The organism is Pseudomonas sp. Mb7 (assembly GCF_054790525.1).
This window is the reverse complement of record NZ_CP186501.1, coordinates 2277252-2292281: the sequence shown is the minus strand read 5'-3', so window position 1 is coordinate 2292281 and position 15030 is coordinate 2277252. Positions and strand designations below refer to the sequence as shown.

Sequence of the window (15030 nt, the reverse complement as noted above, 5' to 3'; positions counted from 1 at the left end):
CAACGCGGACTGCGTCCATTCTCGGTCGGGCAAATGCGGCGATTGTACTGATTGCACAGAAGAACGCACTGACAAAGTGAGCAATTGGCCATCAAGCCGATGAAACGCTTGCTTGATTGTTCGGCAAGGCTCTGGAGTGGGCCTTTCTGCAGCTTGCGCAACTCACTGTGGGAGCGAGCCTGCTCGCGAATAGGCGCGTTGATCGTTCCCACGCTCCGCGTGGGAATGCAGCCCGGGACGCTCCGCGTCCCTTCAAAGCCAAACGCGGAGCGTCCGTTGAGGCATTCCCACGCAGAGCGTGGGAACGATCAGTGAAGCCAGCCTTCAGCGGGTGTTATCACTTACATCCAGTTGCCCATCCCAACCGCCGCCCAGCGCTGCGATGAGTTGCACGCTGGCAATCAAGCGGCTTTGCAGAATGTTCAGCACATTGCGCTCATTGCTCAACGCTGTCGCTTGCACCACCACCACATCGATGTAGGCAATCAACCCAGCCTTATACTGGTTTTCCGTCAGGCGCAGGGAGTCGCGGGCCGCATCAAGGGCTTCCTGGCGCACCGCCGCTTCATCTTCGTACACCTTGAGCTGCACCAGATAGTTTTCCACCTCGCGGAAACCGTCGAGCACAGTCTGGCGGTACTTGGCCACGGTCTGGTCGTACACCGCTTCAGTGCGGTCGACTTCTGCCGAACGAATGCCACCGTCAAACAACGGCAGCGCCAGTTTTGGCCCCACCGACCAGAAGCGGTTCGGCAGGCTGACCAGGTTCTGCGAGGTACTGCTGCTGTAACCGCCGCTCAGACTCAGGCTCAGGTCCGGGTAATACGCCGCTTTGGCCACGCCGATATTGGCGTTGGCGGCAATCACCGAACGCTCTGCCGAAGCGATGTCCGGACGCCGCTCAAGCAACTGCGAGGGCAGGCTCAACGGCACCTGCGGCAGCTTTGGAATGGTCTGTACTTCGGCAATGTTGAAGTCCGCCGGCGCCTGCCCGGTCAGCACGGCAATGGCGTTTTCGAACTGCGCGCGCTGCCAGATCAGGTCGACCAGATCAGCCTGGGTGCTTTTCAGTTGCGTCTGCGCCTGCGCCACTGCATCACGCCCGGAAACCCCGGCGCGGTACTGATTCTGGGTCATTTTCAGCGAACGTTCGTAAGCGGCAACCGTGGCTTCGAGCAGGCGTTTTTGCTGATCGATCACGCGCAGTTGCAGGTAGTTCTGCACCAACTCCGACTGCTGGCTCAGGCGCATGGCGGCCAGATCGGCAAAACTGGCCTGAGCACTGGCCTCATCGGCTTCCAGACCACGGCGCAATTTGCCCCAGACATCGGCTTCCCAACTGACGCCAAGTTCGGCGTTATAGGTGTCGCGGATGCCACTGGAGGAACTGCTCAGGCTCGAACTGCTGCTGCCGGTGCCCTGACTGGAGCGGGTCTTGCCCAGGCTCAAGTCTACTTTGGGATAAAACGCGCCACGGGCACTGCGCACCAAGGCCTGAGCCTGGCGGTACTGGGCTTCCGACTGCGCGACGGTCTGGTTGGAATTGTTGAGTTTTTCGATCAGCCCGTTGAGCTGCTGATCGCCATACAACTCCCACCACGCACCACGGGCCAGCGAGTCGCTCGGGTTGGCCTGGGTCCAGCCCGCGGCTTCCTTATACTGGGAGATTTCGGCCGTCTGCGGGCGTTGATAGTCCGGGCCGACGGCGCAGGCACTGAGCATCGCCACGCACAGTGACAGGCTCAGCAAGCGCGAGCCCCGAACAGTGGCCAGATTGATAAGCGAACGGTCAGTCATAGCGGAGTTTCCAGAGCGGCGTCAGTACGCACGCCACGCCATTTGTTGAAACGATGGCGCAGCTTGTCGAGATAGAGGTAAACCACAGGCGTGGTGTAAAGCGTCAGCACCTGACTGAAGATCAGCCCGCCGATGATGGTGAGGCCCAGCGGCTGGCGCATTTCCGCGCCCTCGGCCCGGCCGAGCAGCAATGGCAAGGCACCGAGAATCGCCGCCAGCGTAGTCATCAGGATCGGTCGTAGCCGTTGCAGACAGGCGCTGCGGATCGATTCCAGCGGGGTAAGGCCCTGATGCCGTTCCAGTTGCAGCGCAAGGTCGATCATCAGAATGGCGTTTTTCTTCACCACGCCAATCAGCAGGAACAGCCCGAGCAGCGAGATCAGGCTGAACTCGCCGCCCAGCGCATAGATCGACAGCAACGCACCGACACCGGCCGACGGCAGGGTCGACAGAATCGTCAGCGGATGGATGTAGCTTTCATACAGCACGCCCAGCACCAGATACACCGCCAGCAACGCGCCGAGAATCATGAACGGCTGGCTCTTCTGCGTCGCGGCGAAGGCGTCGGCAGTGCCGGCCATTTTCGCGATGACGTCTTCCGGCAGGCCGAGCTTGGCAATCGCCCGCTCGATCGCGGCACTGCCCTGCTCCACCGTCACGCCTTCGGCCATGTCGAAGGAAATGTCTTCGGAGGCGAACTGGCCTTCGTGGCTGACGCGGTCGTCTTCCAGGCTGTTTTCGTAATGAGCGAACGTCGACAGCGGCACCCGCGCACCGTCAGCGGTGATCACCTGCACTTGCTTGAGCGTCACCGGATCCTGGGCGTATTTCGGATTGACCTCCATCACCACCTGATACTGGTTGAGGCTGTCGTAGATCGTCGAGATCTGCCGCTGGCTGTAGGCGTTGTTCAGCACCGCCGTGACCATGTTCATGTCGACACCGAGGCGTTTGGCCTGGTCGCGGTCGACAATCAGCGTCACTTGTTGCGCCCCGGCGCCTTCTCGGGCATCAATGGCGGTCAATTCGGGCAGGGCTCGCAATGCCGCGACCACTTTCGGAAACCATTTACGCAACTCGCCGAGGTCGGCGCTTTGCAGGATGTAGCTGTATTGCGAACTGGTCTGCTCGCGACCGCCGCCAAATTGCAGATCCTGGTCGGCCATCAGCATCAACTGCGCACCGGGCACTTTGGGCATTTCCTTACGCAGACGCTCGATGACTTTCTGTGCCGACAGTTGCCGCTCCTTGATCGGTTTTAGACGCACAATCATGAACGCGTTGTTGGTGCCGTTGCTGCCGCCAATGAACCCGGCGACGCTTTCCACTGCTTCGTCCTTGAGCACCGCGCGGCGGAAGATTTCCATTTTCGGCTGCATCACGCTGAACGACAGGCCGTCGTCGCCGCGCACAAAACCGATCAACTGGCCGGTGTCCTGCTGCGGCATGAATGTTTTCGGCACCACTACGTACAGCGCGACGTTGACGCCGACGGTGATCAGCAGGCTGAGCAAGGTCAAGCGGCGGTGACGCAACACCCAATCGAGGCTGGTGGCGTACTTGCCGACCATCCAGTCGTTGGTGCGGCGGCTCCAGCGTTGCAGGCGATTTTCCTGCCCCGGCGTGTGCGGCTTGAGCCAACGGGCGCAAAGCATCGGCGTCAACGTCAGCGAAACCACCAGCGATACGACGATGGCCGCCGCCAGGGTGATGGAAAATTCGCGAAACAGACTCTCGACAATCCCGCCCATAAACAGGATCGAGAGGAACACTGCGACCAGCGAAACGTTCATCGACAGCAAGGTAAAGCCGACTTCCTTGGCCCCGAGGTACGCGGCCTGCATCGGTTTGACGCCTTCGTCGATGTGCCGCGAGATGTTCTCCAGCACCACGATGGCGTCGTCCACCACCAATCCTGTAGCGAGGATCAGCGCCATGAGCGAGAGGTTGTTCAGCGAGAAACCGTAGAGGTACATCACCGCAAAGGTGCCAACCAGCGACACCGGCACGGCCAGTGTCGGAATCAGCGAGGCGCGGAAGTTACCGAGGAACAGGAATACCACCAGAATCACCAGCGCCACGGCAATCAGCAAGGTCATCTCAGCTTCATGCAGCGTCGCCTTGATCACCGGCGAGCGGTCCATGGCCAGATTCAGCTTTACGCTGGCCGGCAACACCGCTTGCAAGGCCGGCAATTGCGCCTTGATCTCGTTGACCGTCTCGATGATGTTGGCGCCGGCCTGGCGGTTGATCACCAGCAGCACCGCCGCGTCATCGTTGAAGAAACCACTGTTGTAGCGGTCTTCGACGCCGTCGCTGACCTTGGCCACGTCCTTGAGGCGCAGCGCGGCGCCGTCGGCGTAGTGGATGATCAGTGACTCGTAATCCTTGGCTTTCTCCAACTGGTCATTGGCCTGGATCTGCCACAGGCGTTGACCGTCCTCGACCGAACCCTTCGGCCGGCGTACGTTGGCATCGGCGATGGTCTTGCGCACATCGTCGAGCGCTACACCGTACTGGTTCAGCGCCTGCGGTTCGAGCTCGATGCGCACCGCCGGCAGCGAACTGCCGCCGATCTGCACTTCACCGACGCCCTGCACTTGCGACAGGCTCTGGGACAGAATGGTCGAGGCCAGATCGTAGAGCTGGCCTTTTTCCAGCACATCGGAGGTCAGCGACAGCACCATGATCGGTGCCTGCGACGGGTTGACCTTCTTGTAGGTCGGCATACTGCGCATGCCGCTTGGCAACAGATTGCGCGAAGCGTTGATTGCCGCCTGCACTTCCCGCGCGGCACCGTTGATGTCGCGGTCGAGATCAAATTGCAGAATGACCCGGGTCGAACCCTGACTGGAGCGGCTGCTCATGGTGTTGACGCCGGCGATTGCGCCGAAGGAACGCTCCAGCGGTGTGGCCACGGTGGACGCCATGACCTCCGGGCTCGCGCCGGGAAGGCTCGCCTGCACGACGATCACCGGGAAATCCATTTGCGGCAGTGGCGAAACCGGCAGCAGGCCGAAGCTGACACCGCCGAGCAGCATGATCGCCAGGCTCAGCAGCATCGTCGCGACCGGGCGCTTGATGAAAGGACCGGAGAGGTTCATTGACCGCGATCCCCAACGTCACACCAATCCCCTGTAGGAGTGAGCCTGCTTGCGATAGCGGTGTGTCTGTTTACATTGATGTTGCAGGTGCCGGCCTCATCGCGAGCAGGCTCACTCCTACAGGGGTTATGTGTTCGGACAGTCATACCGACACCTCTTCGGCATCCGCATTAGTCTTGCCAAAGCGCCGGCCGAGGCGGTCGAAATACAGGTAGATCACTGGCGTGGTGAACAGCGTCAGCACCTGGCTGACCAGCAAACCGCCGACCATCACCAGACCCAGCGGCTGACGCAATTCAGCACCTGAGCCCGTGGCGAGCATCAACGGCACCGCACCAAACAGCGCCGCCAGCGTGGTCATCAGAATCGGCCGGAAGCGCAACAGCGCCGCCTGATAGATCGCCTGTTCCGGCGCCATGCCTTGCGTGCGCTCAGCATCGAGGGCGAAGTCGATCATCATGATCGCGTTTTTCTTGACGATACCGATCAGCAAGATGATGCCGATGATCGCGATCATGCCCAGATCATTGCCGCTGAGCAGCAACGCCAGCAAAGCACCGACGGCCGCCGACGGCAAGGTCGAGAGAATGGTGATCGGGTGAATGTAGCTCTCGTACAGCACGCCCAGCACGATGTACATGGTCACCACCGCCGCCAGAATCAGCAGCAAGGTGCTCGACAGCGAAGCCTGGAACGCTTCGGCCGCGCCCTGGAACTGGGTCTGCACGCCGACCGGCATGCCGATGTCCTTCTGCACCTGTTCAATGATGTCGACCGCATGCCCCAGCGCCACACCGGGCGCGAGGTTGAACGACATCATTACGGCCGGGAACTGGCCAATATGGGTGATCGCCAGTTGCGCCTGACGCTCCTCGATATGAGCCAGACTCGACAGGCGTACCTGCGCGTCATCGGTGGTCTTGACGTGAATCTGGTCCAGCGCCTGCGGGCCGATCTTCTCTCCGGCCTGGGCTTGCAGCACCACGCGGTACTGGCTCGCCTGGGTGTAAATGGTCGAGATCTGCCGCTGGCCAAAAGCGTCATAGAGCGCATCGGTGATGTTCGCCACCGAAACACCAAGGCGTGAGGCGGCATCGCGATCGATCACCAGATAAACCTGCAGGCCCTTGTCCTGCAAATCACTGGCAACGTCAGTCAGTTCCGGCCGCTGGGCTAGCGCTTCGACCAGTCGCCCGCTCCACTGGCTGAGCAGTTCGGAATCCGGCGAGGACATGCTGAACTGATACTGGGTCCGGCTGACACGGTCTTCGATGGTCAGGTCCTGCACCGGCTGCATGAACAGGCGGATGCCGACCAGTTTGTCCAATTGCGGTTGCAGGCGCGCAATCACTTCAGTGGCGCTTAGATCGCGATCGCCATGGGGCTTGAGGTTGATCAGCAAGCGGCCGCTGTTGAGCGTGGCGTTATCGCCGTCGACACCGATGTAAGACGACAGGCTCTGCACCGCCGGATCTTGCAGAATGATTTTCGCCAGTTGCTGCTGACGCTCGCCCATCGCCGCGAAGGAGATCGATTGCGGCGCTTCGGAAATGCCCTGAATCACCCCGGTGTCCTGCACCGGGAAGAAGCCTTTCGGCACGACCATGTAAAGAAATACGGTCAACCCCAGCGTAGCGATGGCCACCAGCAAGGTCAGTGGCTGGTGCTTGAGCACCCAGCGCAGCATCCGCCCGTACTCGGCAATCATCCAGTCAATCACCGCGCCACTGGCCCGATAGAAACGGCCCTGCTCGTGTTCTTCCGGTTCGCGTTTGAGCAGACGCGCGCACATCATCGGCGTCAGGGTCAGCGAGACCACCAGCGAAATCAGGATCGCCACGGCCAGGGTGATGGCAAACTCGCGGAACAGCCGCCCGACCACGTCGGCCATGAACAACAGCGGAATCAATACTGCGATCAGCGATAGGGTCAGGGAAATCAGGGTGAAACCAATTTGCTTGGCACCTTTGAGCGCGGCCTGCATCGGGCTGTCGCCCTCTTCGATGAAACGCGCAATGTTCTCGAGCATGACGATGGCATCATCGACCACAAAACCGGTGGCAATGGTCAGCGCCATCAAGGTCAGGTTGTTGACCGAGAAGCCGGCCAGATACATCACGCCGAAAGTGCCGATCAGCGACAGAGGCACCGCCACCGACGGAATGATCGTGGCACTGGCGCGCCGCAGGAACAGAAACGTCACCATCACCACCAGGGCGATGGCGATCAGCAATTCGTGTTGCACGTCAGTGACCGAGGCGCGGATGGTCTGCGTGCGGTCGGTCAGCACCGTCACTTCGAGGCCGGCCGGCAGGTTGTCGGTGATGCTCGGCAGCAGCGCCTTGATACGGTCGACCACCTCGATCACGTTGGCACCCGGCTGACGCTGGATGTTCAGCAATACCGCCTGATTCTGGTTGGCCCACGCAGCGAGACGTTCGTTCTCGGCGCCATCGACAATTTCCGCCACGTCCTTGAGCCGCAACGGCGCGCCGTTTTTGTAGGCGAGGATCAGGTTGGCGTAATCCTTGGGCGAGGTCAGTTGGTCGTTGGCGTCGAGCATCGACACCCGCGTCGGGCCGTCAAAGTTGCCCTTCGGCTGGTTGACGTTGGAAGCACTGATCAAGGTGCGCACGTCCGCCAGGTTCAAGCTGTTGGCCGCCAACGCTTCCGGGTTGACCTTGATGCGCACGGCCTGACGCTGGCCGCCGGCAATGCTGACCATGCCGACGCCGCTGATCTGGGCGATTTTCTGCGCCATGCGCGTATCGACCAGGTCATTGAGCTTGGGCAGCAGCATGGTTTTCGAGGTAATCGCCAGGGTCAGGACCGGGGTGTCCGCCGGGTTGACCTTGTTGTACACCGGCGGTGCCGGCAAATCGGTGGGCAGCAGATTGGTCGCGGCGTTGATCGCGGCTTGCACCTGCTGTTCGGCGACGTCCATGTTGATGTCGAGGCTGAAACGCAGGGTCAGCACCGACGCACCGCCGGAACTGGTCGAGGCCATTTGCGTCAAGCCCGGCATCTGCCCGAACTGGCGCTCGAGCGGTGCAGTCACGGCACTGGTCATCACGTCCGGGCTGGCGCCGGGATACAAGGTCATGACACGGATGGTCGGGTAATCAACCTGTGGCAGCGCCGACACCGGCAGCAGGCGGTAAGCGATCAGGCCGGCCAGAACAATGGCCAGCATGCTCAGGGTGGTGGCTACCGGTCGGAGGATGAACAGCCGCGAAATGTTCATGCGCCCTTCTTGGCCTTGTCGGTGACAGCAGCGTCAGTCGGGGTGGCGGCAGATTTGCCTTGCAGGTGTTCGGTCGGGGTGGTCGGCACTTGATTGCTGTCGTTGACCACTTCCACTTCACTGCCCTCCTTCAGACGGTCAGTACCTTCCAGCACCACGCGGTCGCCGGCAGCCAGGCCTTCGGTGACCACGGTGTTTTCGCCATCACTGGCGCCGATCTTCAATTGGCGAATGGTGACTTTCTTGTCGCCATCCAGTGCATAGACGAAGGTGCCGTTGGTGCCGAACTGGATGGCCGCCGACGGTGCCAGCACCACGCCTTTCAGCGTGTCAGCGAGCAAGTGAACGTTGACGAACTGGTTGGGGAACAGCGCCTGATCACGGTTATCGTAGCGGGCCTTGAACTTCAAGGTGCCGGTGGCAACGTCGATCTGGTTGTCGAGGCTTTGCAGAACGCCGGTGGCTTGCAGTTTGCTGTCGCCGCGGTCCCACGCCTCCGCCGGCAGCTTGGCGCCGCTGCGATAGCGGGCGAGCACGGTTTCCAGGCTGTTTTCCGGCAAGGTGAAAGCCACACTGATCGGTTGCGTCTGGGTGATCACCGCGAGGGACGTGGTGTCGTTGGCGGTCACCAGGTTGCCGACGTCGACCTGGCGCAGGCCGACACGACCGGCAATCGGCGCGCGGATCTTGGTGAATTCGAGATTGAGCTTGGCGTCGTTGACTGCGGCCTGGTTGGTCTTGACCGTGCCCAGATACTGACCGACCAGCGCTTCGGCGGTGTCCAGCGTCTGTTTGGCGATGCTGTCCTCTTTGTACAAACCGCGATAACGCTCGACGTCGACCTGAGCGTTTTTCAGTTGTGCCTGATTCTGCAGCAGAGTGCCTTCGGCTTGCAGCAAGGCGTTCTGGTACGGGCGTGGGTCGATCTCGGCCAACAGGTCACCGGCCTTGACCATCTGCCCTTCTTCGAAATTGATCTTGACCAGTTCGCCGCCCACCCGGCTGCGCACATTGATGGTGTTGAGCGCGGTCACCGTGCCCAGCGCCTTGTAGTACAGCGGGAAGTCGCCAGTAACCGCCGGCGCCACGCGCACCGGAATCGGCCCGGTGCCGCCTCCGAAGCCCGGCCGCATCATCCCCGAACGCCCGGTGTGCCCGGCCGCCGCCTTGTCAGCGCCCTCTTTGTGGGCTGAACCGGCGGGCCAGAATTTCCAGCACAGGACGGCGATCACCAACAAGACCAGCAGGCTGATCAGCCAGCGACGGGAGTTACGAGGGGACGATTGCATGGAGTCATTAACCATTGGGCGCGTGGGCTTCTTTTACGGGAGGCTGAACGATAAGCACTGGTGGGGAATTAGCAAAGCAGCTTTACCGGCAATTTACTTACACCTTACGTTTCAAGGTGTGAGGCAAAACACTGATACACAAATGAAAACGGCCTGGACAGGGCCAGGCCGTTAACAATTGTAAAAGCGCTTACTTGAGAACGGACAGTGCCGCTTCGTAGTTAGGCTCTTCAGCGATTTCCTTGACCAGTTCGCTGTGCAGGACGTTGTCGTTTTCGTCCAGCACCACAACGGCGCGAGCGGTCAGGCCTTTCAGCGGGCCGTCGGCGATGGCTACGCCGTAGTTCTCGATGAACTCGGCACCGCGCAGGGTCGACAGGTTTTGGACGTTTTCCAGACCTTCGGCGCCGCAGAAACGCGCTTGGGCGAACGGCAGGTCAGCCGAGATGCACAGCACCACGGTGTTGGCGATGTCGTTGGCCTGAGCGTTGAACTTGCGCACGGAAGTGGCGCAGGTCGGGGTGTCGACGCTTGGGAAGATGTTCAGCACTTTGCGCTTGCCGGCGAAGTCTTTCAGGGTGACGTCGGACAGATTGCCGGCAACCAGAGAAAAGGCTGGCGCCTTGGAACCGGCTTGTGGCAACTGGCCGTTGACTTGAACCGGATTGCCTTTAAGGGTGACTTGAGCCATGACTTGAGTCCTTCTGATGTTTTGATTGGAAAGCATGCAAGAGGCCGAAGTTAACCACGAAATGGTCCGACGACCTATGCCCTGTTTGGAAATTGTTGGGTGCCTGCGCGAAAAATTGTATACAAAACCACAACCATCCCCCTGTAGGAGTGAGCCTGCTCGCGATAGCGGTGTGTCATATACGCAAATGTTGAATGACACATCGCTATCGCGAGCAGGCTCACTCCTACAATTAGATCTGCGGTGTGAAAAATTCTCCGCACTTTTACCAGAGACCCTGTCGATTCAAGTGTGGCCCGTTCGACTAAGCAATGAATCCCACCAAACTCACGGAGTAACCGCCATGCGCTTCATGATCCTTGTCAAAGCCAGCGCCGATTCGGAAGCCGGCATCATGCCCAGCGAAGAACTGATCACCGCGATGGGCAACTTCAACGAAGAACTGGTCAAGGCCGGCATCCTGACCGATTGCGATGGCCTGCACCCGAGTAGCAAAGGTGCTCGCGTGCATTTCTCCGGTGACAAACGCACGGTTATCGACGGGCCGTTCATCGAAACCAAAGAACTGGTGGCCGGCTACTGGATCTGGGAAGTGAAATCAAAAGAAGAAGCCATCGAATGGGTCAAGCGCTGCCCCAACCCAATGTCAGGCGATTCTGATATTGAAATCCGCCAGATATTTTCTGCAGAAGACTTCGGCGCTGAGTTCACTCCTGAAGCGCGGGAACAGGAAGAGCGTGTCCGCGAACAGGCCAAGAAAAACGGCTAAACCGGAGATCCTATGTAGGAGCTGCCGAAGGCTGCGATCTTTTGACCTCAAAAAGCAAAGTCAAAAGATCACAGCCTCATTTCATTCGACAGCTACAGAATCGATCACTCGGGCATAGAGCGGATCTTGATCCTTCCCACGCTCTGCGTGGGAATGCCTCAAGGGACGCTCCGCGTTCCAGCTTGCGAATTTGACGCAGAGCGTCAAGGGCTGCATTCCTTTGCTGCGCGTGGGAACGATCATTCAACAGAGATCAGTTATTGAGCTCGACGTGATCCTGGGCTTGATTCACCGCGAGTTCACCCAGCATGACGACCTGTCTTAATTGATCGTTCCCACGCTCTGCGTGGGAATGCCTCAAGGGACGCTCTGCGTTCCAGCTTGCGAATTTGGCGCAGAGCGTCAATGGCTGCATTCCAGTACAGAGCGTGGGAACGATCATTCAAGGGAGATCAGTTCTTGAGTTCGACGTGATCCAAGGCTTGATTCACCGCGAGTTCCCCCAACATGACGACCTGTGCGATACCCAGTGCAGTCTTGCGCTGCGAGGTTTCCAGCGAGGCGGCGAAGTTCATCAGCATTTCACTGGCCGAGCCGAGGGTTTCGCTGGCGTTGGCGAGCAGGGATTCAGTGTTGTACCTGGGATTGGCGAGGTACATGGGTTCCGGCTCGTTGGCGCTGGACATGATATGGGCGCTGGGGTTGAGGTAGAAATCGAGCGCGCGGTCGGCGGCTTCGTGAAGTTTTTTACTGTCGACTGAGGCGTAGGGGGATGTGGTGTCGGCGTCTGATTCTGGGGGATTGGGTGTTGGCTTTTTCATAGTGTTTTCTCTATCCGAACGGTGGAGCTGGTCCATTCGGCTTCCGGTCGAATGGGTGGCAGCTGTACGCAGGCTGGAAACCCGGGGGACAGAGAAACCCGGACGACCCGAAGGTCCCCCACGCACAGCCGCCATAACTAAGTACGCACCAAAAAAGGTGCGCAAGCATACGTCATGAACGGTGCTGTTGCGTTCAGTTTTCCCCCGGGGTTTCCAGTCCCGGTCGCTGATTTGGCAGCGACGAACACAGGCTAGAGACCCGACGTCCGACGGACAACCTGAAAACCTTGTGGGAACGTTCCGCAAATTCCAAACAACGTTTAAACATCCCGAATTGAAATACGCATATGTAGTAGCGGCCGAAGGCTCGAGCCGCGATCGGACGAACCTTTGATTTTGCATTTAAAAAACACGATCAAAAGATCGCAACCTCGTGTCACTCGCCAGCTCCTGTCGCCAGTGCGCCGTCCGCTTGCAGGGTCAGTTGGCGGGTGATGCCCGGCAACGGCGGCAACCCGTACTGCCGCTGGTTTGTCGGCCAATAAGCAACAGCTGAGGACTTTTTCACGCGAAACAGGTAGGGTGCGCAAAATCAAAGTGCCATCACTGGACCGCGTCGCAGGTTTTCATGGAGTTGTACACGCAATGAGTTGCTGGACCGTCCTTGGCCTTACGGCCGACGCCGATACGCGCAGTATCAAACGCCAATACGCTGCCCTGCTCAAACAGACCCGCCCGGACGAAGACGCCGAGGGCTTCCAGCGCCTGCGTGACGCCTATGAGCAAGCCCTGAATTACAAGGAATGGGCGCAGGCCAGCGAGGACCACGGGGCTGATGAAGACGCCTGGGATTTGACCGGTCTGACCGTAGTCGAAGTCGATGCCTTGCAGCAGGCAACGCGCTCGCTGGCCGACACCAGCCTTGCACAATTGCAACAGCGCCATGCCCTCGCCGTTGAGCAGGGTTGCGCGCATATCCTCGAAGAGACCCTGCTGCAGCATTGCATCGAGCACCCGGATACATCGGCGCCGATGGTCGATTGGGCGGTGCAGACGTATCACTGGTTCAGTGCCTGGCAGCGGCTGGAACTGGACGAGGAATCCATCGAACATTTGCTCGATCACCAGCGGGAACGCATGACTCGACCGCTGCGTGATGCCCTCGAACGTGAGGACAGTGCGGCCTTTTTGCAGGCCTACGCACAGTGCGCGCAATACCTCTGGCTCGACGCTGAAGTGCACCGGCAGTGGTTCAACCTGTTCCTCAGTCGATTGCTACTGGACTGCGAATACTGGTCTTCCGCTATTTTCGAACAGGTCTGCGCGGGCCAGGGCTGGCATTCCGGCCCGGCCAACCGTTGCCCGAAAGATGAATGGAAACGTCTGGTCGCGCGCCATGAGGCTCCGATTTTTATCGCGCAACAGCGTCAACTCGCCGAAGAGCCGCCCGCCACCGCCGAACACCGCGCCGCCCGCCTGCTGCTCGGTACTGGCCCGTTCAGCCAGCGTCGAGCATTGGCCCGGCGCCTGCGTGAGAAAGATTGGGAGCATTGCCGACATTTGAGTTCGGCGCTGTATGCCAATCATCCGAAGGTCTGCGCGGAATTGCCCGGTGGCACCGCGTTTTTCTGGCGCGACTGGGAACTGAAACGCGGCGAATGGCCGACCTACGTTGGCGTGGTGCTGGCCTGTCTGATCGGTGCGTTTACTCATTTCATCCCGCTGGGGCTGCGCGTCACCGGGCTGATCAATATCGTCATGACCTCAACAATCGTGTTTGGCGTGATCGCTGCGGGCATCAACTGGCTGACGCACGAACTGGCGCACACCCATTGGCTGCTGGATGACCGCCTCAGCGCGCGGTTGTGGCCGGGTTTTGCGAAGGACGCTGCGCCGTTCGGCGTACTGCGCGATCTGATTCCCTGCGCATTGATGGTGGCCGGGCTCACCTGGTTTTTCGGCCCCATCGCTGGCGTCGTCTATGCCGCGACACTGGCCTGCGTGGGTTTGATCCGTCGCCGTCAGGTCAAACCACACACGTCCTGGGAAAAGACCAACCTGCCGGTGAAAATCGGCCTGACGCTACTCGGCGTTGTCACCCTGGTGCTGGTACTGGGTGTGTTCAAAGTGGCCGCCAGCCAAGGCACGGTCAATCGCAATCAGGGGCTACAACCCTGGGCCGAGCGTTTGTGTAGCCGGTTGCCGGCGAGTTCTTTCGATTGCGGCGCTCCGGCCACCCGCGAGCAGTGGTATCCCGCGGAGGCACGGCCATGACGTCGAGATTCATGTTTGTCAGCGGCGTAGTGGTCGTTCTGGTGGTGATGGGGCTGTCGAGCGCGACCCGACCGTTCCTGAAGCTCGACCTGTGGCTTGATCAGCGCGACTCAGTGGTGACCGCACAGGCCAATGCGTTGAGTCCGATCATTGCATGCGTCAACCGTGTCGATGTGCACTGGCGCAACGCCTACGACAAATTCGAGCGTCCGCGACCAGCAGGTAATGCATTCGATAGTTATCTTGCTGAGGCTCGGGATTTCGACAACACGGATGCGTACACCGTGCAGAACATCCAAAAGGATCTCTGCCTCAGTCATATCAACGAAAAACTCGAACTCTTGGCCTATCAGCCAGTGCTTTCGCAAAAAGTCCGTGACTACGCGCAAGCACTGCAGGGCGCGGCGGTGATCTTTACGCCGGAGCGACTCGACAGAAGTGCGAACTTTTATGCCACGCCGCTCGCCCGGTTGTCACAGGGCTCGGAGCAAATCCAGGCCGCCAGCAATGCCTACATCAACGCATCGACAGCCTTGCGAGAGGAACTGCTGCCACTTGATGTGGCACAGCGTTCCGAGCAGCTCAAGCTGCTGGAAGCGCGGGTGGGCAGGGAGATTCATTGGTCTCTGCTGGCGTACATGATGCAAGCCCGGGAGACATTGGAGCTGCTCGAAGACGGGATGAAACACCGCACCCTGACCCCGCAAGCCGTGGCCGATACCACCGCCGATCTGCAACAGGCGTGGAATCGTCGCGCGCCCTTCATCGCTCTTCGCGAGGGTGGATTTCGAAACAAGGACGATGACGCGCGGGAGCTGTGGCGGCACATCAGTGCGCCAGCGCAAAGCTATCTCGACGCGCTGAACACCCTGCATAAGGACTGGCAGAACCACGCCGAACCGCAACGCTTGAGCGACGATTACTACGCCGTCACCCATGGCTACGACGCCCTACTCAGCCAATACAACCGCCAGGCACGCGCCAATTTCTGAGGGTGTGCACAGGCCGGACGGTCCTCGCGGACAATCCGGCCTCGTGCGC

General features: G+C 59.9%; 9 protein-coding genes. 3 read left to right on the top strand and 6 right to left on the bottom strand.

Annotation, left to right across the window (positions count from 1 at the left end; genetic code table 11):
- Positions 1-324 precede the first annotated feature (324 nt).
- The 5 genes from ACOYXH_RS10540 to tpx all read right to left on the bottom strand — a co-directional run bounded on the left by ACOYXH_RS10540 (position 325) and on the right by tpx (position 10125).
- The gene (locus tag ACOYXH_RS10540) at positions 325-1797 is read right to left on the bottom strand and encodes an efflux transporter outer membrane subunit (protein WP_095050718.1); all 1473 of its coding nucleotides are present in this window, start codon (positions 1795-1797) and stop codon (positions 325-327) included.
- The gene (locus ACOYXH_RS10535; RefSeq protein ID WP_095050717.1) at positions 1794-4901 is read right to left on the bottom strand and encodes an efflux RND transporter permease subunit; all 3108 of its coding nucleotides are present in this window, start codon (positions 4899-4901) and stop codon (positions 1794-1796) included. The genes ACOYXH_RS10540 and ACOYXH_RS10535 overlap by 4 nt, the downstream gene beginning before the upstream one ends.
- A gap of 142 nt (positions 4902-5043) precedes the next feature.
- Complete coding sequence (locus tag ACOYXH_RS10530; protein ID WP_460411455.1) at positions 5044-8145, bottom strand: MdtB/MuxB family multidrug efflux RND transporter permease subunit; 3102 nt, start codon at positions 8143-8145, stop codon at positions 5044-5046.
- Positions 8142-9449 (bottom strand): MdtA/MuxA family multidrug efflux RND transporter periplasmic adaptor subunit, encoded by a 1308-nt coding sequence (locus tag ACOYXH_RS10525; RefSeq protein ID WP_095126254.1) that lies wholly within the window; start codon positions 9447-9449, stop codon positions 8142-8144. Before ACOYXH_RS10525 ends, ACOYXH_RS10530 begins: the two co-directional genes overlap by 4 nt.
- Before the next feature lie 175 nt (positions 9450-9624).
- Positions 9625-10125, bottom strand: coding sequence for a thiol peroxidase (tpx, locus tag ACOYXH_RS10520; RefSeq protein ID WP_007914372.1), 501 nt, complete (start codon positions 10123-10125; stop codon positions 9625-9627).
- A gap of 343 nt (positions 10126-10468) precedes the next feature.
- Here tpx and ACOYXH_RS10515 point away from each other — a divergent pair, with 343 nt between their 5' ends.
- A complete protein-coding gene (locus tag ACOYXH_RS10515; protein WP_460410661.1) occupies positions 10469-10894 on the top strand; it encodes a YciI family protein in 426 nt (141 codons plus the stop codon).
- 452 nt (positions 10895-11346) lie between these two features.
- Here ACOYXH_RS10515 and ACOYXH_RS10510 read toward each other — a convergent pair whose 3' ends face one another.
- Positions 11347-11715 carry a DUF6124 family protein gene (locus tag ACOYXH_RS10510; RefSeq protein WP_095050713.1) on the bottom strand — a complete coding sequence of 123 codons (369 nt, stop codon included), beginning with the start codon at positions 11713-11715 and terminating at the stop codon, positions 11347-11349.
- Between the two features lie 645 nt (positions 11716-12360).
- On the opposite strand from ACOYXH_RS10510, the gene ACOYXH_RS10505 reads away from it, so the two are divergent.
- Both ACOYXH_RS10505 and ACOYXH_RS10500 read left to right on the top strand, forming a co-directional pair.
- Positions 12361-13989 (top strand): J domain-containing protein, encoded by a 1629-nt coding sequence (locus ACOYXH_RS10505; protein ID WP_460410660.1) that lies wholly within the window; start codon positions 12361-12363, stop codon positions 13987-13989.
- A complete protein-coding gene (locus ACOYXH_RS10500; protein ID WP_095050711.1) occupies positions 13986-14981 on the top strand; it encodes a DUF3829 domain-containing protein in 996 nt (331 codons plus the stop codon). The genes ACOYXH_RS10505 and ACOYXH_RS10500 overlap by 4 nt, the downstream gene beginning before the upstream one ends.
- The last annotated feature ends 49 nt before the right edge of the window (positions 14982-15030 follow it).

Excerpts from the sequence above, each read along its gene's own strand:
- ACOYXH_RS10535 (WP_095050717.1), bottom strand. The coding sequence starts at position 4,901 with ATGAACCTCTCCGGTCCTTTCATCAAGCGCCCGGTCGCGACGATGCTG.
- ACOYXH_RS10530 (WP_460411455.1), bottom strand. The coding sequence starts at position 8,145 with ATGAACATTTCGCGGCTGTTCATCCTCCGACCGGTAGCCACCACCCTG.
- ACOYXH_RS10525 (WP_095126254.1), bottom strand. The coding sequence starts at position 9,449 with ATGGTTAATGACTCCATGCAATCGTCCCCTCGTAACTCCCGTCGCTGG.
- ACOYXH_RS10540 (WP_095050718.1), bottom strand. The coding sequence starts at position 1,797 with ATGACTGACCGTTCGCTTATCAATCTGGCCACTGTTCGGGGCTCGCGC.
- ACOYXH_RS10515 (WP_460410661.1), top strand. The coding sequence starts at position 10,469 with ATGCGCTTCATGATCCTTGTCAAAGCCAGCGCCGATTCGGAAGCCGGC.
- ACOYXH_RS10505 (WP_460410660.1), top strand. The coding sequence starts at position 12,361 with ATGAGTTGCTGGACCGTCCTTGGCCTTACGGCCGACGCCGATACGCGC.
- tpx (WP_007914372.1), bottom strand. The coding sequence starts at position 10,125 with ATGGCTCAAGTCACCCTTAAAGGCAATCCGGTTCAAGTCAACGGCCAG.
- ACOYXH_RS10510 (WP_095050713.1), bottom strand. The coding sequence starts at position 11,715 with ATGAAAAAGCCAACACCCAATCCCCCAGAATCAGACGCCGACACCACA.
- ACOYXH_RS10500 (WP_095050711.1), top strand. The coding sequence starts at position 13,986 with ATGACGTCGAGATTCATGTTTGTCAGCGGCGTAGTGGTCGTTCTGGTG.